Here is an 18,577-nt window from a genome sequence, read left to right on the forward strand (position 1 = left end):
ATGATGCAGGAAACCGTGCTCAACAAGATTGTTCGTGACAAAGCGCAATGGGTCGCAGCACGACAGCAACAACAGCCACTGGCCAGTTTTCAGAATGAAATCGTCCCGAGTGAACGCGGTTTTTACCACGCGTTAGAGGGAGCCAGAACGGCGTTTATTCTTGAATGTAAAAAGGCATCCCCTTCCAAAGGGTTGATCCGCGAAAACTTTGATCCGGTGGAAATCGCTGAGGTCTACAAGGATTTCGCCTCGGCGATCTCGGTGCTGACCGATGAAAAATACTTCCAGGGCAGCTTCGATTTTCTGCCGCTGGTCAGCAAGACGGTGACACAGCCGGTACTGTGCAAAGATTTTATTATCGATCCGTACCAGATCTACCTGGCTCGTTTCTATCAGGCCGATGCCATCCTGCTGATGCTGTCGGTGCTTAATGACGATCAATACCGTCAGTTAGCCGCAGTGGCGCACAGCCTGAACATGGGCGTGCTGACCGAAGTGATCAGTGAAGAAGAGCTGCAACGGGCCATTGCTCTGGAAGCGCGCGTGGTGGGCATCAATAACCGCGATCTGCGCGATCTGAGCATCGATCTGGATCGCACTCGTCAGTTGGCGCCACGCGTGCCACACGGTGTGACGGTGATCAGCGAGTCCGGCATCAACAACTACGGCCAGATCCGCGAACTGAGCCACTTTGCCAACGGTTTTCTGATTGGCAGTGCATTGATGTCGGAACCCGACCTGCGCGCCGCCGTGCGCCGGGTGATGCTCGGCGACAATAAAGTTTGTGGGCTGACCCGTCCGCAAGACGCCGCCGCGGCCTATCAGGCCGGTGCCGTCTACGGTGGGCTGATTTTTGTCGGGCGCTCCCCGCGCTATGTCGATATCACCCGTGCCCGTGAAGTCATTTCCGGCGCTCCGCTGAAATACGTCGGCGTGTTCTGTGACGCACAGGTAGAAACGGTAGTACAGACTGTCGCACGTCTGGGCCTGAAAGCAGTGCAACTGCACGGTGCGGAAGACCAAACCTATATCACCGCCCTGCGCGCCGAACTGCCGATTGACTGTCAGATTTGGAAGGCGCTGAGCGTGAAAGACCATTTGCCAAAGCGCGATTTGCAGCACGTTGACCGCTACCTGCTGGATAACGGCGCGGGCGGCACCGGGCAACGTTTCGACTGGTCGGTACTCCAGGGTGAAAACCTGGAAAACGTGATGCTGGCCGGTGGCCTGGGTGCAGACAACTGTGTTGACGCGGCCAAGCTCGGCTGCGCCGGTCTGGACTTTAACTCCGGCGTTGAGAGCCAGCCCGGCATTAAGGATCCTGCCCGTCTGGCGGCGGTGTTCCAGACCCTGCGCGCTTACTGAAGATCATTAACGGATAATAACGGGAACTATAATGACGCTGCTTAACCCCTACTTCGGCGAATTTGGTGGCCAATATGTGCCACAGATTCTGATGCCGGCCTTAAAACAACTGGAAGAAGCCTTTGTCAGCGCACAGCGCGACCCGGAGTTCCAGGCTGAATTTATCGACCTGCTGAAAAACTACGCCGGTCGCCCAACGGCGCTGACGCTGTGCAGAAACCTCACTGCCGGTACCAAAACCAAGCTGTACCTGAAACGTGAAGACTTGCTGCACGGCGGCGCACACAAAACCAACCAGGTGTTGGGTCAGGCACTGTTGGCCAAACGCATGGGCAAAACCGAAATCATCGCCGAAACCGGTGCCGGTCAGCATGGCGTTGCCTCGGCCCTGGCCTGTGCCTTGCTCGGCCTGAAGTGTCGCATCTATATGGGTGCCAAAGATATTGAACGCCAGTCACCGAACGTCTTCCGCATGCGTCTGATGGGGGCGGAAGTGATCCCGGTGCACAGCGGTTCTTCTACCCTGAAAGACGCCTGTAACGAAGCACTGCGCGACTGGTCCGGCAGCTACGAAACCGCCCACTATATGTTGGGTACCGCAGCAGGCCCACATCCGTATCCAACCATCGTACGTGAATTCCAGCGCATGATCGGTGAGGAAACCAAAGCGCAGATGTTGGAACGCGAAGGCCGCCTGCCGGATGCGGTACTGGCCTGTGTCGGTGGTGGCTCCAACGCCATCGGCATGTTCGCTGACTTTATCGATGATGCCAGCGTGGGTCTGATCGGCGTTGAACCCGCCGGTCTGGGTATTGAAACCGGTCAGCACGGCGCCCCCTTGAAGCACGGCCACGTGGGCATCTATTTCGGCATGAAAGCGCCGATGATGCAGACTTCCGAAGGCCAGATTGAAGAGTCCTATTCCATTTCGGCCGGGCTCGACTTCCCTTCCGTTGGGCCGCAGCACGCCTATCTGAACAGCATTGGTCGCGCAGAATATGTGTCGATTACCGATGACGAGGCGTTGGACGCCTTCAAAGCGCTGTCGCGTAGCGAAGGGATTATCCCGGCGCTGGAGTCTTCCCATGCCCTGGCACACGCGCTGAAAATGATCCGTGAAACACCGCAAAAGGAACAGATCCTGGTGGTTAACCTGTCTGGCCGCGGCGACAAAGACATATTTACCGTTCACGACATTCTGAAAGCACGGGGAGAAATCTGATGGAACGTTACCAGCAACTGTTCGACCGCCTGGCAAGCAACAAGGAAGGCGCCTTCGTCCCGTTCGTGACCCTCGGCGATCCAAACCCGACATTGTCATTGCAAATCATCGATACTTTGGTTGAAGCCGGTGCCGACGCGCTGGAATTGGGTATCCCGTTCTCCGATCCACTGGCTGACGGCCCAACCATCCAAAGTGCGGCGCTGCGTGCATTCGCCTCTGGCGTCACGCCAACCCAGTGTTTTGAAATGCTGGCCGCCATCCGTCAGAAGCACCCTGGCATCCCCATTGGCTTGCTGATGTACGCCAACCTGGTGTTCCATAAAGGCATCGATGCGTTTTACCAACGTTGCGCCGAAGTGGGCGTTGATTCGGTGTTGATTGCCGACGTGCCGTATGAAGAGTCTGCGCCCTTCCGGGCCGCCGCTATCCGCCATGGCATCGCGCCGATCTTTATCTGCCCGCCAAATGCCGACGATGATTTGTTGCGTGAAATCTCCTCACACGGCAGGGGATACACCTACCTGTTGTCACGCGCTGGCGTAACCGGGACCGAAAGTCGCGCGCAATTGCCACTGCATCACCTGGTGAACAAACTGCGTGAATACCATGCAGCCCCACCGCTGCAAGGGTTTGGCATTTCCGAGCCGGCTCAGGTGCGTGATGCACTGCAGGCCGGGGCTGCCGGGGCGATATCCGGCTCGGCGATCGTCAAGATTATCGAGCAAAACCAAGCGCAACCGGCCGAAATGCTGACCCGACTGGCGACCTTTGTCAGTGAAATGAAGGCCGCAACCCGGGCGTAATTCCCCAATAACGGGTGCAGAGGATCTGTGCCCGTTGTTAACATATTGTTTCCCTTCAAGGTTGTGCTAATTTTTTACCGCTTGGATTTGAACAAACCCCATTCTTGTCTCACAATGAATCTTGCGCGTCGGGCATTTCTTTATTTGGGGGGAATGCGCTACGTTTTTAGATGAAAACCCAAATGTAGTTTCAACAATAACATTGCATGGAGAGTAATTTATGAAGCTATTTAAAACCCTTTCGGTCTTATGCATGGCAGCCGTTGTGGCATTCGCAGTGAGTGCCTGCGCGCCAACAGCGAAATCTGAAGGGACTGGCGGTTATATTGACGATACGGTAGTGACGACCAAGGTGAAGTCAGCGCTGCTGGCGGATAAAACCATCAAATCTACCGAAATCAGCGTCGAGACCTTTAAAGGTCGTGTGCAACTGAGCGGTTTCGTCAGCTCAAGCGCCGATGCCAACCGTGCGGTGCAGGTGACTCGTGGCGTAGCGGGTGTGAAATCCGTTGAGAACGTAATGAATATCAAGTAGTAAAAATAAAACGGAGGCGCTGTATGCGCCTCCCTGTTTCACCCCTGTCAGAAGCGATACCCTGCCCCGAACATAAACACCCACGGATCCAAACGCGTATCGATGCTGTGATGATTACCATCCGCGTCGTCAAAGCGAGTTTTGGTTTCGATGTTCATCCACCACACTGACATGTTCAGCATCCAGTGCTCATCCAGGTTGTAATCCAGGCCCGCCTGCGCGGCCACGCCCCAGGAGTCTTTCAAACTCAGGTTGCTCAGCCCGGCGCTTTTACCGTTGTCGTTGAATTTTTCATCGAAGAAGGTGGTGTAGTTAACCCCCAGCCCCAGGTACGGACGCAGTTTGTCCTGCTTATCGCCAAAGTAGTATTGCGCCATCAGGCTTGGCGGCAGATCGCGCACCGTGGCGATATCACCGTTCACCGCCTTGCCATTCAGCCCCACTTTATGGCGAAACGGCGTTGCGGCCAGCAGTTCGACGCCAATATTGTCCGTGACCATATAGCCGAAGGTCAGACCAAGCTGGGTATTATTGTCGGCACTGAATGAGCCTTGCCCCAGCACGTCATCCGATCCGGCATTTGGCCGCACCGTTGCTGCGCCAGCGCGGAAAAGAAAATCCCCTGCCTGATGTGCACTTGCCAACATAGGGGCCATCATCGCCGCCAATACCACCAGAGTTGTCTTTTTCATTATCCATTCCATTTGTGTGGTTATCATCCAGGGGGAATATACCTACTTACGGGTATTTATGATCCCATCGAGATCACATCTTATGTGTAAAAATTTTAAATCCTACTAAAAACAAGGTTACCTAAGGGGCTAATAAATCAAGAATTGATCTGAATCAAAAAACACTTTTGTTGCAAATTATCTACATGTTTAGTTATGAGGTCGTAGCATAAACGGGACAAATATTTTCATTCTTCAACCGGCACGAGGGTGACAAATCTAGCGGGAATTAGGTTAAACGCTGCGGCTTGAAGGATAACGAGTAGATAGCAATAACGGCGATCGCCGAAGAAATCGTCGCAGTGCACTTCACGGGGTGCCACAGCGGCCTGGAACAGGGTACAATCGCCCACTGATTTTGATTTATCTCTGTTTCTCGATGCCAAGGAGTCTGCATGCCTATCACGGCCAACACGTTGTACCGTGACAGTTTTAATTTTTTCCGTAACCAACTGACCAGTATCCTGATGCTGGCGCTGTTGACCGCGTTCATTTCTGTACTGCTCAATCAGGCTTTCAGCCCTGATGTCGAACAGTTGAAGATCCTGAGCGCAACGGAAGGTGACTTTGCTGCATCCGCCGGTATGGGGATCCAGGAAATCATTCAACAAATGACGCCTGAGCAACAGATGGTGTTATTGAAGGTTTCAGCCGCCGCCACCTTTTCCGCATTAGTGGGCAACGTGTTGCTGGTTGGCGGGATGCTGACATTGATTCGCCTGGTTTCCCAGGGGCAGCGCATCAGCGCACTGCGCGCTATCGGTGCTTCCGCGCCAGAGTTACCGCGTTTGCTGTTGCTGCTGTTCATCTGCACGCTGTTGATTCAACTGGGCCTGACGCTGTTTGTGGTACCTGGCGTGATCATGGCGATCGCTTTCTCGCTGGCACCGGTGATCACCGCTACCGACAAGAAAGGCGTGTTTGCCTCGATTAAGCTGAGCTGCAAGTTGGCTTTCGCCAATGCGCGTGTGATTGTTCCGGCGATGATGCTGTGGCTGGCAGCCAAGCTGTTGGTGCTGTTTATGGTGAGTCACCTTTCGGTGCTGACCCCGAACGTCGCCAGCGTGGTATTGACTGCGTTGAGCAACCTGGTTTCCGCCCTGTTGCTGGTTTACCTGTTCCGTCTGTATATGCTGCTGCGCAGCTAATTTTGCAGCAGAAATGTAAAGGGCATGCTTCGGCGTGCCCTTTTGCTTACTGAGCCACTGGCGGTTCCGCCTGTTCCTTACTTTGAATCAGCTTCAGCGCCAGGTACAGATCCGGCACCAGGATCAATTCCCGGTCGCGCCCTAACCGATTGATACGGAACCAGCGCGTCAGCTCGGTTCGACGCCCTGCCAGTACCAGCTTCACGTTACGCTGTAACAAATCCCGTTTCAATTCGTCGATGGCAGCCAATACGCTGATATCGGCATGGGTAAAGCTGGCAACCGCATCCACCACTACCCACCGCGGCTGGAACGGCGTGCTGTCGACCAGGTTGAGGATCCGCCGCTTGAAGTACGCCACGTTGAAATAGGTCAGCGGCGAATTGAAACGATACATCATCACGCCGGGCACCGCTTTAATGCCGTTATTGTTGCCCATTGAGTGGATCATGCCTTCGTCATTAACACCCAGCAGTTGTTCTGTCGGGCGGAACACCGTGCGCAGGAACTGCATCAGGCCCAGTAAGACCGCCAGGCCAATGCCGCTGATCACCCCCACCAGCAGCACGCAGAGGAAGGTAAACATCGCCAGTCGGAAAGCCTGAGCATTACGACGCCGCATGATCCAGATACCGCGAATATCCAGCAACGACCAGGCGGCGTACATCAGCACCACGCCCAACCCCGCGACCGGAATAAACTGCAACGGCGCCATCAGGAACAACAACACGAAAGCAATCACCGCAGCCGCAATGATCGACACCAGTTGGCTCTTGCCGCCGTTGGCATCATTGACCGCGGTACGTGAATCCGCCCCGCTGATGGCAAACCCCTGTGACAGCGCCGAGACGATATTCACCAACCCGAGCGCGCGGAATTCAGCGTCAGCGTTCACCTCATAACCGTTCTTCGCCGCAAAACTACGGGCAGTCAGCATCATGCTGACAAAACTCACCACCGCCAGGTTGAGCGCCGGGATCACCATGTCACGCAGTAAACCCGGTTGAAAATCCGGCCACTGCACGATGGGTAATACATCGCTAAAGCCGCCCACCGTCACCACACCATGCTGCTGCAGTCCACCAGCCCAGGTCATAAAGGTCACCAGGACGATGGCAAATAACGGCGCCGGCCAGTTGGGCCGCCATTTTTTAAACCCAATCAGCGTAACCAGCGTCAGTAACGACACCGACATGGTCAGCCAATCGCTGTGCATCAGGTTGCCCGGCAGCGCGTAGATACGTTCGATCAACTGCGCCGGATGCACGCCAAAACCGAATACCTTGCCAATTTGATCGACGATAATGGTGATCGCCACGCCGTTCAGCAGCCCACTGAGAATCGGCCTGGAGAGCAGGTCCGCCAGCGCACCCAGCTTGAAGCGGCTGGCCAACAGGCACCAGGCGCCCATCATCGCGGTCATCATAATGGTCAACTGCCAGTGGCGTTCCATATTGCCTGCCGCCAATGGGGTCACAACGGCGGCAATTACCGCACAGGTCGCCGCATCCGGCCCCACAATCAGTTGGCGTGAGGAGCCAAAAAACGCGTAGGCTACCATCGGTAAAATACAGGAATATAACCCTACTATCGGGCTGACTCCCGCCAGTTCGGCGTAGGCAATCGCTACCGGCAAGGCCACGGCGGCCACGGAAAGCCCGGCGCGGATGTCCGGTTTCAGCCAACTGCGTTGATACCCTAATAAATGCGTCAAACCAGGCGTCAGCGCCTGGAGAGATTTCCACTGCATAAACTGTTTTCCGTTATAAATTATCCGGCTATTATTGTGTGTATCATGCGATGCCAATGCCGTACTGGCAATCTGCCCGCCGCGAACTCGCGACCTCAATCGTAAGTTTATGCAAATTCCTGCTTTCATGGCGGAAATCCGGCGGCCAAACGCCGATAATCAGCGCTTGCCAGCGGTACACAGAGCCCGCCAAATCCGGTATAGTCGGCCGATGAACAGATGATGGATTGATTTATGAAGCAGTTTCTTGATTTCCTCCCGTTAATTGTCTTTTTTGCATTTTATAAGCTCTACGATATCTACGTCGCCTCTGGTGCGCTAATTGTTGCTACCGCCCTGGCGCTGGTGTTCACCTGGTTTAAATACCGCAAAATCGAGAAGATGACGCTGATCACCTTCCTGATGGTACTGGTGTTTGGCACCCTGACGCTGGTGTTCCATAACGATTTGTTTATCAAATGGAAAGTGACGATCATCTACTGCCTGTTTGCGCTGGCACTGCTGATCAGCCAACTGGTGCTCAAAAAGCCGCTGGTACAACGCATGCTGGGCAAAGAGCTGACGCTGCCGGATAAAGTCTGGAACACTCTCAACCTGGCCTGGGCCGTCTTCTTCCTGGTCTGTGGCCTGGCGAATATCTACGTCGCTTTCTGGCTGCCTCAGAGCGTTTGGGTTAACTTCAAAGTGTTCGGCCTGACCGCGCTGACGTTGGTATATACCCTGCTCAGCGGCGTTTATATCTATCGGCACATGCCGGAAGAACAGAAAAAATAGTTACAAAATTGTTAATGCCCGTGGCGTTTGCTACGGGCAGTATAGTGAAATCCCTTCCTTGATAAGCAGACAGCTATGACTCAACAACGACCTTTACCCAGTGGCGAAATGGTGCTGCGAACGCTGGCGATGCCGGCAGATACCAATGCCAACGGCGATATTTTTGGCGGGTGGCTGATGTCGCAGATGGACATCGGTGGCGCTATTCAGGCGAAAGAAATTGCCGAAGGCCGTGTCGTGACCGTGCGAGTGGATGGCATGACCTTCCTGAAACCGGTCGCGGTAGGTGACGTGGTATGTTGCTACGCACACTGCATCCGCACCGGACGCAGCTCGATCACCATCAATATCGAAGTGTGGGTCAAGAAAGTGTCTTCTGCCCCTATCGGCCAGCGCTACCGTGCGACCGAAGCGGTGTTTACCTATGTTGCCGTAGACGACGAAGGTAATTCACGCGCCCTGCCCGACGGTAAGATGAACTTCCGTGTGGGTTTCGAAGAATAAGCCGGAATGCAGGCAGTAAAAAGGGTCGCCACAGGGCGACCCTTTTCTTTATCAAAATCACTCTCAGTGTCAGTTCATTTCCGTGGTGCCGTTAATTTTAAAGCGGATACTCATGGTGATATTCTTCGCTTCCTTGGCTTCATAACGCCACTTACGCATCGCCTGTTTCACTTCACGCTCAAACATATTGCGTGGCTCCGCATACAGGATACGCACGTTACTCAAACGGCCATCACTATCTACATCAAACTGCACCCGCACATTGCCTTCAATTTGCAAGGCTCTGGCGCGCGGCGGATAAATCGGGTCAGCACGGCTGATCGCTCTCGGCGTCACATCACGCGAATTGCCCGCAACCGGCGCGGATGGCGCCTGCTTCACCGGAGCCCTATCGACAGGCTTGGCCGGCTGGTTATTTTCAAACGGCGACGGCTCACGCGGCTCGGTTTTCTGCGGCTCACGCTTAACCGTTTTCTCGACCTTCGGCTTCGGTTTTGGCTTCGGCTTGGGTTTTACCGGCTCAGGCTTCAGTATCGCCTTCGGCGGAGGCTCTGGGAGCGGTTCCGGCTCCGGCTCGGGTTCAGGCTCCACCTGTGGCTCTGGCTCAGGCTCGGCCGGTGCAGGCGGTGGCGGCTCTGCCATCGCGGCGGTATTGACCATCATGACGCTGATCGGCGCATCCTCAGGTTTCGGCAACTCCATCACCTCCTTGACAGAAGCATAGAGCAGACTCGCCACCAGGGCGCTATGTAAGCCAACGGACAGGACAATTGGCACGGACAAACGGCGATTAAGGAACATCTTTTTTAGCGGCATAATGATTCTGTTTCCTCTGGTTCGCCAAGTTTAAATGCAAATAGCAATCATATTCAATAACGAATGGCAAACTATCGCTCTAATCGTCATTATTCATTGCTAAAACCTGTAAACTCATGAGGATATTAACCTTTCATTTGCCTTTTAACTGAGGCTTTTACACGCTTCATTAACCTGATTCACCCGGGTCAAAAACGAAAAAACCCGCCGTAGCGGGTTATCTTTGGCCCATGCAGCGTTATTCTTCATCGCCGTAATACAGTACGCCCAGTTTGATCAGCGGTCGGCCCTGCGCTTTACGATGCAGGTTGCTGTCACGTAGCGAATAAACGCAGCCGCAGTACTCTTGCTGATAAAAACGCTCACGTTTGCTGATGTCGATCATCCGCGACGAACCGCCCTTTTTACGCCAGTTGTAATCCCAATACTCCAGATCGGGGTACTTTTCCGCCGCGCGCACCCCACAGTCGGTGATTTGCTGCATATTCTTCCAGCGAGAGATACCCAGCGAGCTGGAGATAGTGTCGTAGCCGTTTTCATGCGCGTAGAGTGCGGTGCGTTCAAAACGCATGTCGAAACACATGGTGCAACGGATACCGCGCTCAGGTTCATGCTCCATGCCTTTGGCACGAGCGAACCAGTTATCGGTATCATAATCGGCGTCGATGATCGGTACCCCGTGCTGCTCGGCAAAGCGGATATTCTCGTCCTTGCGCAGCAGGTATTCCTTTTGCGGATGGATATTCGGGTTATAGAAGAAAATGGCGTATTCGATGCCGGAGGCTTGAATGGCTTCCATCACCTCGCCGGAACAGGGCGCACAGCAAGAGTGCAACAGCAGTTTGCTTTTGCCCTCAGGCAAGTCGAGTTTATCTCTAACCAGTTCCGTCATTTCCTCACCTCTCAATCCTTGTCTCATTAAACCGCGCGGCCGCACTATACGAATAAAAGCTAGTCGCTTCAAGGCATAAGCGCCAGCCACAGTTAAATTCCAGCGGGCGGGCATTCCCTTGTATCTCCTTTTGCGCTACTTTAAATTTACCCTTCTATAGCAATGATTTTAAAGGTGAAACATGCTTTATCTGATCTACGCGCAAGACGTGCCCAACTCTTTGGAAAACCGCCTGTCAGTACGCCCCGCACACCTGGCTCGCCTGCAGGCACTGCGTGACGCAGGTCGCCTGATAGTTGCCGGCCCCAATCCAGCCATCGACAGCAACGATCCGGGCAGTGCCGGTTTCAGCGGTTCTACGGTGATTGCGGAATTCGCCTCACTGGCCGACGCCCAAGCCTGGGCCGAACAGGATCCTTACGTCGCCGCCGGTGTTTATGCCGAGGTGACGGTCAAACCCTTCAAGCAAGTGTTGTAGTCTAATGGTACCCCGCTGGTTCTACTGCCGCGGGGTGTTTGCCGATATAAGTTGCCCATCATGCGACTGTCGCCATGTTTAGCGTTCAATGGCACAACCACATGCTGTGGTGAATTAGCCGACGTACTCATAGACTAAAATAACTGTGCATACATACAGCCATTGAAAACTATGAGGATCTAAATAATGAACACCTGCCCTGATATCGCAACATTAAGAACGACTATTCCTACCGCTGCCGGTGAGCTGATCACCGTAACCGCCTATAATGCCGACTGGAGCACCAGTAATCTTCAACCCACTGGAGGTGGTGTTTTTGTCGCAAAAGCGCAATCGACGTCGGCAGACGACGGCGGCATGTTTATTCGCCCTAATACGTCGTGGGTGTGGCTGCGCGTATTAGAAGTAGCGGGTACAGTTTCACCCTATATGTACGGTGCTAAAGGCGATGGTATTGCTGATGATACCGATGCAATCCAAAAAGCTCATGATTACGCCAGTTCGCAGGCAACCACCAGCGGTGCACGTGTATTGAAAAACGGCAATCTGATTTTTGGAAATGGTCGTTTCAAATGTATTACAAAACTAACCTTTGATACCAAAACCGTCGATTATGATTTTTCCGGTGCCTTACTGGATTTCACAGTAATGACACCTGGCACTGCAGAACTTCACAAGGCTGCCATCGACTGGAAAAATAATGCCGGTTATGCCCAAGGTAATCTTAGTGCTAAAAATCTGCGAATGATCGGCCCTGGCGCTGACTCGTTTATTGATGGAATGGCATTCTCTACATCGCTTTCAGGCAGCTACCCACGTAACTCGCTGACGTTCACCGGCGGTGGCATCGAGGGGTTCTCCTGCGGCATAACAGGTACCACTAATTTCTATTTCCTGCGCATGTACGGTTTCACTTTCAACCATTGCGACACCTGCTATTTCTTCCCAAACAATACCTCAGACTCCGGTGAAGAGATGAATTTCCACAGCTGTGTCTTTGCCCAAAGTAACTGCGGCGTGAACCTGCAGGGAGGATACAGCTACTTCTTCAATTGTTCCTTCGACTATATCTACGGGAAAAATGGGCCGCAAACGTCGGCAGACAGGCTGGGGAAATATATTCATATCGAAGGCGGTCAACACACTTTCCGCGATTGCCACTTTGAGGGTTACGGCCCCCAAAATTACATCGTCAACATCCCAGATGATAAACGCTGTAAAGTTAACTTTATTGGCGGCATATTCACCTTTAAAGCTGGTGGCAGCCCATCGACCTATCCGACTACCTGTAACCCTTTCTACTTTGGCAACCTGGCACGAGTCGTGTTTGAAAAAGTCAATATTGGTCAGATGCAGCAAGGTGGCGATGCAAACGTCAGCGGCTGGATTGATGGTAACGGTTCAGTATCATTGCATGATACGCAACTGCCGATCGCCTGGCCTTATTTGTTGTCGCAAGTACGTACCGATGCAACGGTGCAGGACAACTGGCTCGATGGCTCAACCTATACCAGCGGTGCCGGAAATGAGAAATGGACCGAGGAAGTTTGGGTATTACCGCCAGGAGGCGTTAATACCGTGCGCAAATCACGTTACGGCTGGGGTACTGCAGCCAGTACCAATTTCAGCATGATCCGACAGGCCAACTTTGTCTCCCTGGGGCGTAATGTAAGCGCCGGAGACGGTGTATTTCAGGCCGTGTTAGGGACCATAAAACTGAAAGGCTACGGCGGTGTCATTCATCACCTCCGAGCCAATACATTCGCAGGCGATGGTCAAAGCTGCCAGGTTAAAATTGTTTGGGCAAAACTGAGCGAATTTGGTGCTCAGCAGGATGTTGAGCCCAAAATACTAATGCAACAAACCGGCCACTCATACACCTTTAATTTCAGCGGATTAGAATCCGAATTGAAAACCGTGGTCATTCCTGGACAAATGCAGGGCTATGTCACCCAGCCACCATCATTTGAACGGGCTCCAGATTGGGCAACGCATGCTTTCTTACTGGTGGATACCACTAAAATGAAAAGCAACTTCGACCTGCGAATTACGGACGTTTATATGCGTCAGGTCTAAAGAGCACAATGTTAACAGCAGCCGCAGATGACCGCGGCTTTTTCATACAAAAAAAAGCCAGCACGGAGTGGCTGGCTAAAGGGTTCTTCGAGGGAATATCTTGTTCGATAAACTTACTCTCTTCACCTGTCGGTCCGCCATCTATCGCTGTGATAGGTGAGCTATTTTTTCGCCAAAATCAACGCCTGCATATCTGTAAACATGGCGTCCCACTCTGGCTGGTCAATCTCCATCAGGCCAAAGAAACGCAGCATAAATGCCCCTTCTGTGGCCAGAAAAGCCAATCGAGCGCGTTTGCCCTCTTCGCTGGTTAAGTCCAGACCGGCGATCCGGCTGCGGTACCACTCGCGCGTACTGTCCAAATGCTCTGGCGTTTGGATCAGGGTCGCCATCAGCCCCGCCGCCTTGGCGCTGGATGCCTGATCCGAACTTCGGGTCGCCTGCATATGTGCTTGTACGGTAGTGGTGGCGGAGGGATTGTCCCCGGCAATGGCATCAAACACCCGGTCATAGGCCTTACCCCAACGATCGAACATCGCATCAATTAACGCGTCTTTGCTGCCAAAGCAGTATTGCACCCCGCCCTTGGAAATCCCCATCGCCTTGGCAACGGAATCAATGGTCAGCCCGGCGGCACCCTGCGTGGCGACAATATCTTCAGCCGTATCCAGAACCTTGTCACGATCGATGCTGCGTTGACGTCCCATTGAGAAACTCTCTTTTCAATACATACGTATGGATATATATTAACGCCAGTATACCACCCGACAGGTTCGGGTAGTGACTTTATGGCAACGCATCCGCGTCGCTCGCTTTTTTTGGAATAATATTATGCACGTAAACAACCGCTGGTTGATCCTGGCAATGATTTCCAGCGCGCTATTTTTGATCATCATCGACATGACCGTGCTGTACACCGCATTGCCACGCCTGACGTTAGCGCTGGATGCCAGTGCGTCACAAAAATTATGGATCGTGAATGCCTACCCGTTAGTGGTTGCCGGTTTGCTGCCCGGTGCAGGCATGTTGAGCGATCGCATTGGTCATAAAAGGCTGTTTATTGCCGGGCTGCCCGTGTTTGCCGTCGCCTCCCTGTGTGCGGCCTTTTCTCCTTCAGCCGAATGGTTGATCGCCGCTCGCGTATTCCTCGCTGTCGGTGCAGCAATGATGATGCCGGCCACGCTGTCCATTGTCCGCCACGTTTTTACCGACGAACGCGAACGCGCCCTGGCGATTGGTATTTGGGCTGCAGTCGCCTCTGGTGGTGCCGCTATTGGCCCGGTGGTTGGCGGGGTCCTGCTGGAATATTTCTGGTGGGGGTCGGTGTTCTTGATCAACGTGCCAGTCGTTATGGTGGTGTTACCGCTGGCATGGCGGTTGATACCGCACTGCGGCGGAGAAAATAAACGCCCTTACGATATCATCGGTTCGGTGCAGATCATGGCCGGGCTGGTGGGCTGCATCTATGCGCTGAAGGAACTGAGCAAGGCGACGCCCTCCTTCACTGCGTTGACGGTGTCTGCTGCCATCGGTATTTTCTCGCTCTGGCTGTTTGTCCGCCGCCAGCGTCAGGCGCGTTATCCAATGATCGACTTCTCGCTGTTCCAGAATCGGCTGTTTGCCGGCGGCGTCGGCGTGGCTCTGATATCGATGATAGCCCTGGTCGGTGTGGAGCTGGTGCTGACTCAACGTCTGCAGTTGGTGCTTGAACTTAGCCCGTTACAAGCGGCACTGTTCATTCTGCCGATCCCCGTGGCATCGGCATTAGCCGGTCCGCTGGCCGGATTAATGCTGCCACGCTACGGCGAGCGCAGCATGATATTTGGTGGGTTGCTCCTGACCGGCTTGGGTATTGGCGGCCTGGCGCTGCTTTATCAGAGTAGCCTGGTGCTGCAGTTGGTTTGCCTGTTTATCGCCGGTTTTGGTCTTGGGGGAGTAATTACCGCCGCGTCGACCGCCATCATGCTCAATGCTCCGGAAGAAAAATCCGGTATGGCGGCGTCGATCGAAGATGTGTCCTATGAACTGGGTGGCGTTCTGGGCATCACCTTGCTGGGTGGGTTGATGACCGCTATCTATAGCCACAGTCTGGCGCTGCCTGGCAGTCTGCCGGTGAGTGAAGTCGCTTACGACAGTATCGATGAGGCCTTGCGGTTGGCCTCAACTCTGGCCGCCGATCAGGCCCAACAGCTGAAGCAACTGGCCCGCCTGGCTTTCGACCGCGCATTTATCGTGGTGCTGATCACGGCGGCATTACTGATGGTGCTGGGTGCCGGTGTGGCAAAAATGGCCTTGCGCAAGGAATGATAAGAAGCCGCTTTTGTTGTTAACGCATTCTGCTTAAACTGAATTGGCAATTTGCTTGTCGGATTTATCGTTATTGGTTTCAACGATTGCATTGATGCTTTTGATCGTCTTTAACCCTGCGATAAATCCGGTTACTGTGTTTGTTATGGATATTGTGTAAATCATCGAATCAAATAATCAGGAGAAGATTATTATGGCAACGACGAAGAAAGCAGCTAAAAACCATATCGGCCTGGACAGTAAACAATCGGCAAAACTATCGGAAGCGTTGAATGCGCTGCTGGCGAATTATCAGGTGCTGTATATGAACGTGCGCGGTTACCACTGGAACATTTCCGGCCCGCACTTCTTTGAGCTGCACGTCAAATTTGAAGAAACCTATAACGATCTGCTGACCAAGGTTGATGAGTTGGCGGAACGTATTCTGACCCTGGGTTCGCAGCCGCGTCATGCCTTCAGCGATTATCTGAAAACTTCCGACATCAAGGAAGACACCAACGTCACCGACGATAAAGGCACGCTGGGTGGGTTGCTGCACGGTTATTCGGTGCTGCTGCAACAGCAGCGCGACCTGTTGACACTGGCCGCCGATGCGGGTGATGAAGGGACGGCCTCACTGATGAGCGACTACATCAAAGAGCAGGAAAAGCAGGTTTGGATGCTTAACGCCTATCTGGGGAAATAAACCCAGCCGCAGTTAACAAAACAGTCCCCTCAGGGACTGTTTTTGCTTTACCACTCGTAGGCCACCACAAACAGCAATGAACGTCGGTGTTGGTCATCCAGGCGACGTCGCACCCGAATAATATGCCGATTGCTGCAAGACTGGCGTTCCAACCAGCGATGCCTGCGGCGCTGACTCTGTCTTAGCATCCGCCAGCGGCCCACCTCGTTTCTACTGCGTCTCATCGTTTTGTCACTCATCCGTCAAAAACCTACGGCGGGCATTATAGCCCTTTCGCTGAGCGATCCAAGCCTCAGTTCGCCGTATTTTAATCCGACTGGGCGACGCGACAACCGGCGAAAAATGTATTTTTTGTTTACAGCAAGTGCCTTAAGCCAATCATATTTTTGCAACATAAGCGCCGAGAAAAGGTTTCCCCTTTAGCGTTCTGTGCGTACACTCATCGTTGGTGGTTTGCGAACGGGATTTTTCGCCTTTATGACAACATTTTATACCGTAATCAGTTGGCTCATGGTCTTTGGTTACTGGCTGCTTATCGCCGGTGTGACACTGCGTATTCTGATGAAACGCCGCGCTGTACCTTCCGCTATGGCCTGGTTACTGGTTATCTATATTCTGCCGCTGTTCGGTATTGTGGCTTATTTATCCTTTGGTGAATTGCATCTGGGCAAACGCCGCGCCGAACGCGCCAAGGCGATGTGGCCTTCCACCGCACGCTGGCTGAGCGAATTAAAAGAGAGCCAGCGCATCTTCGCCACCGATTACAGCGAGGTCGCCAGACCCCTGTTCCAACTGTGCAATCGTCGCCAGGGTATTGATGGCGTCAAGGGCAACCAACTTCAGTTACTCACCACCACCGACGCAACGCTAAAAGCGCTAATCCGTGATATTGAGCTGGCGCGCCATAATATTGAGATGGTGTTTTACATCTGGCAGCCCGGCGGATTGGTGGATCAGGTGGCCGAATCCCTGATGGCCGCTGCGCGCCGCGGTGTACATTGTCGCCTGATGCTGGACTCTGCCGGCAGCCTGCAGTTCTTCCGCAGCCCCTATCCCGGCATGATGCGTAATGCCGGCATCGAGGTGGTGGAATCACTCAAGGTCAACCTGTTCCGCGTATTCCTGCGTCGGATGGATTTGCGTCAACACCGTAAAGTGGTACTGATTGACAACTATATTGCCTACACCGGCAGTATGAATATGGTCGATCCACGCTATTTCAAACAGGACGCCGGTGTCGGTCAGTGGATCGATCTGATGGCACGTATGGAGGGCCCGGTCGCCAGTACCATGGGTATCGTTTATGCCTGTGACTGGGAGATTGAAACCGGTAAACGGATCCTGCCACCGCCGCCGGACGTCAATATCATGCCGTTCGAACAGGAAAGCGGTCACACTATCCAGGTTATCGCCTCCGGTCCCGGCTTCCCGGAAGAAATGATCCACCAGGCGCTGCTGACCGCGGTTTACTCAGCACGTGAACAGTTGATCATGACCACCCCCTACTTCGTGCCAAGTGACGATTTGCTGCATGCGATCTGCACCGCCGCACTGCGCGGGGTTGAAGTCAGCATTATTGTGCCACGCGACAACGACTCCACGATGGTACGCTGGGCCAGTCGCTCTTTCTTCTCCGAACTGCTGGAAGCAGGCGTCAATATCTACCAGTTTGAAGACGGCCTGCTGCATACCAAGAGCGTACTGGTCGATGGCCAGCTCAGCCTGGTTGGCACAGTGAATCTGGACATGCGCAGCCTGTGGCTGAATTTCGAAATCACACTGGTGATCGACGATGACGGTTTCGGCAGCGATCTGGCCTGCGTGCAGGATGACTATATAGCCCGCTCGCAGTTGCTGAATGCCAAAGAGTGGCAGAAACGGCCGTTCTGGCACCGTATTGTTGAGCGCCTGTTCTACTTTTTCAGCCCGCTGCTATAAATGCCGTAGCGGGCATGCTTTATACCCTTTCCGTAGGGGGCGAACAAATTCGCCCCGATTAACACGGGCGCAGCATGCAGCGCCCCACCAATCTGAGGATGAATGATCTGGTCGCCTAGCTGCAACTTGAAATTCATAGGGTATAATGAGGAATCATTTGTTATCGGGATTTAATTATGGATTTGAATAACCGCCTTACTGAAGACGAAACGCTGGAACAGGCTTACGACATCTTTTTGGAGTTGGCCGGCGACAATCTGGATCCGGCGGATATTCTGCTGTTCAACCTGCAGTTTGAGGAACGCGGTGGCGCCGAACTGTATGACCCGGCGGAAGACTGGTCGGAGCATGTGGATTTTGACCTGAACCCGGACTTCTTCGCCGAAGTGGTGATTGGCCTGGCGGACAGCGATGGCGAACCGATCAATGACGTGTTTGCCCGCGTGCTGCTGTGCCGAGAGAAAGACCACAAGCTTTGCCACATTCTGTGGAAAGAGTAAGCGGCTATCAGGCATAAAAAAACCCGCCAATTTTGGCGGGTTTTTTGTTG

General features: G+C 53.5%; 19 protein-coding genes. 13 read left to right on the forward strand and 6 right to left on the reverse strand.

Features of this window, described 5'->3' with window-relative positions; all coding sequences use genetic code 11:
- The first annotated feature begins 3 nt into the window (after nt 1–3).
- The 4 genes from trpCF to NHG65_RS14415 all read left to right on the forward strand — a co-directional run bounded on the left by trpCF (nt 4) and on the right by NHG65_RS14415 (nt 3,928).
- Nucleotides 4–1,365 carry a bifunctional indole-3-glycerol-phosphate synthase TrpC/phosphoribosylanthranilate isomerase TrpF gene (gene trpCF, locus NHG65_RS14400; protein WP_198404420.1) on the forward strand — a complete coding sequence of 454 codons (1,362 nt, stop codon included), beginning with the start codon at nt 4–6 and terminating at the stop codon, nt 1,363–1,365.
- A gap of 31 nt (nt 1,366–1,396) precedes the next feature.
- The gene (trpB, locus tag NHG65_RS14405; RefSeq protein ID WP_099062853.1) at nt 1,397–2,587 is read left to right on the forward strand and encodes a tryptophan synthase subunit beta; all 1,191 of its coding nucleotides are present in this window, start codon (nt 1,397–1,399) and stop codon (nt 2,585–2,587) included.
- The gene (gene trpA, locus NHG65_RS14410; RefSeq protein ID WP_129934501.1) at nt 2,587–3,393 is read left to right on the forward strand and encodes a tryptophan synthase subunit alpha; all 807 of its coding nucleotides are present in this window, start codon (nt 2,587–2,589) and stop codon (nt 3,391–3,393) included. Before trpB ends, trpA begins: the two co-directional genes overlap by 1 nt.
- Before the next feature lie 220 nt (nt 3,394–3,613).
- Nucleotides 3,614–3,928, forward strand: coding sequence for a BON domain-containing protein (locus NHG65_RS14415; RefSeq protein WP_012145400.1), 315 nt, complete (start codon nt 3,614–3,616; stop codon nt 3,926–3,928).
- Nucleotides 3,929–3,975: 47 nt separating this feature from the next.
- On the opposite strand, the gene ompW is transcribed toward NHG65_RS14415, so the two are convergent.
- Nucleotides 3,976–4,620, reverse strand: a complete 645-nt coding sequence (gene ompW, locus NHG65_RS14420) for an outer membrane protein OmpW (RefSeq protein ID WP_099062851.1) — start codon at nt 4,618–4,620, stop codon at nt 3,976–3,978.
- Nucleotides 4,621–5,054: 434 nt separating this feature from the next.
- On the opposite strand from ompW, the gene NHG65_RS14425 reads away from it, so the two are divergent.
- Entirely contained in the window at nt 5,055–5,807 is a 753-nt protein-coding gene (locus NHG65_RS14425; RefSeq protein ID WP_099062850.1) for a YciC family protein, read from the forward strand.
- A gap of 46 nt (nt 5,808–5,853) precedes the next feature.
- Here the strand turns inward: NHG65_RS14425 and NHG65_RS14430 are convergent, their stop codons facing one another.
- The gene (locus tag NHG65_RS14430) at nt 5,854–7,557 is read right to left on the reverse strand and encodes a SulP family inorganic anion transporter (protein WP_499182328.1); all 1,704 of its coding nucleotides are present in this window, start codon (nt 7,555–7,557) and stop codon (nt 5,854–5,856) included.
- Nucleotides 7,558–7,791: 234 nt separating this feature from the next.
- Here NHG65_RS14430 and NHG65_RS14435 point away from each other — a divergent pair, with 234 nt between their 5' ends.
- Together NHG65_RS14435 and yciA are read left to right on the forward strand one after the other, a co-directional pair.
- Entirely contained in the window at nt 7,792–8,331 is a 540-nt protein-coding gene (locus NHG65_RS14435) for a septation protein A (RefSeq protein WP_085117069.1), read from the forward strand.
- A 75-nt stretch (nt 8,332–8,406) separates the two neighbouring features.
- On the forward strand, nt 8,407–8,835 hold the full coding sequence (gene yciA, locus NHG65_RS14440) for an acyl-CoA thioester hydrolase YciA (protein WP_012145405.1): 429 nt from the start codon (nt 8,407–8,409) through the stop codon (nt 8,833–8,835).
- A 69-nt stretch (nt 8,836–8,904) separates the two neighbouring features.
- Here yciA and tonB read toward each other — a convergent pair whose 3' ends face one another.
- Both tonB and NHG65_RS14450 read right to left on the reverse strand, forming a co-directional pair.
- A complete protein-coding gene (tonB, locus tag NHG65_RS14445; RefSeq protein WP_176979403.1) occupies nt 8,905–9,651 on the reverse strand; it encodes a TonB system transport protein TonB in 747 nt (248 codons plus the stop codon).
- A gap of 238 nt (nt 9,652–9,889) precedes the next feature.
- Nucleotides 9,890–10,543 carry an epoxyqueuosine reductase QueH gene (locus NHG65_RS14450; protein ID WP_099062846.1) on the reverse strand — a complete coding sequence of 218 codons (654 nt, stop codon included), beginning with the start codon at nt 10,541–10,543 and terminating at the stop codon, nt 9,890–9,892.
- A 181-nt stretch (nt 10,544–10,724) separates the two neighbouring features.
- Between NHG65_RS14450 and NHG65_RS14455 the strand changes: the two genes are divergently transcribed.
- Nucleotides 10,725–11,021 carry a YciI family protein gene (locus tag NHG65_RS14455; protein ID WP_099062845.1) on the forward strand — a complete coding sequence of 99 codons (297 nt, stop codon included), beginning with the start codon at nt 10,725–10,727 and terminating at the stop codon, nt 11,019–11,021.
- A 186-nt stretch (nt 11,022–11,207) separates the two neighbouring features.
- A complete protein-coding gene (locus NHG65_RS14460; protein ID WP_499182329.1) occupies nt 11,208–13,097 on the forward strand; it encodes a putative phage tail protein in 1,890 nt (629 codons plus the stop codon).
- Nucleotides 13,098–13,258: 161 nt separating this feature from the next.
- On the opposite strand, the gene NHG65_RS14465 is transcribed toward NHG65_RS14460, so the two are convergent.
- Entirely contained in the window at nt 13,259–13,804 is a 546-nt protein-coding gene (locus tag NHG65_RS14465; protein WP_261417482.1) for a TetR/AcrR family transcriptional regulator, read from the reverse strand.
- Nucleotides 13,805–13,928: 124 nt separating this feature from the next.
- Between NHG65_RS14465 and NHG65_RS14470 the strand changes: the two genes are divergently transcribed.
- On the forward strand, nt 13,929–15,404 hold the full coding sequence (locus NHG65_RS14470) for an MFS transporter (protein ID WP_099062842.1): 1,476 nt from the start codon (nt 13,929–13,931) through the stop codon (nt 15,402–15,404).
- Nucleotides 15,405–15,597: 193 nt separating this feature from the next.
- Complete coding sequence (locus NHG65_RS14475) at nt 15,598–16,089, forward strand: Dps family protein (protein WP_085117075.1); 492 nt, start codon at nt 15,598–15,600, stop codon at nt 16,087–16,089.
- Nucleotides 16,090–16,136: 47 nt separating this feature from the next.
- On the opposite strand, the gene NHG65_RS14480 is transcribed toward NHG65_RS14475, so the two are convergent.
- Nucleotides 16,137–16,313: a YciY family protein gene (locus NHG65_RS14480; protein WP_071593055.1), complete on the reverse strand. Its 177-nt coding sequence runs from the start codon at nt 16,311–16,313 to the stop codon at nt 16,137–16,139.
- 253 nt (nt 16,314–16,566) lie between these two features.
- Between NHG65_RS14480 and cls the strand changes: the two genes are divergently transcribed.
- Both cls and NHG65_RS14490 read left to right on the forward strand, forming a co-directional pair.
- Nucleotides 16,567–18,027: a cardiolipin synthase gene (gene cls / locus NHG65_RS14485; protein WP_085117076.1), complete on the forward strand. Its 1,461-nt coding sequence runs from the start codon at nt 16,567–16,569 to the stop codon at nt 18,025–18,027.
- Nucleotides 18,028–18,203: 176 nt separating this feature from the next.
- The gene (locus NHG65_RS14490) at nt 18,204–18,527 is read left to right on the forward strand and encodes an HI1450 family dsDNA-mimic protein (protein ID WP_004945300.1); all 324 of its coding nucleotides are present in this window, start codon (nt 18,204–18,206) and stop codon (nt 18,525–18,527) included.
- Nucleotides 18,528–18,577: the final 50 nt, after the last annotated feature.

The sequence above is a fragment of the Serratia myotis genome, from assembly GCF_027474885.1.
In the GTDB taxonomy this organism is placed as follows: domain Bacteria; phylum Pseudomonadota; class Gammaproteobacteria; order Enterobacterales; family Enterobacteriaceae; genus Serratia; species Serratia proteamaculans.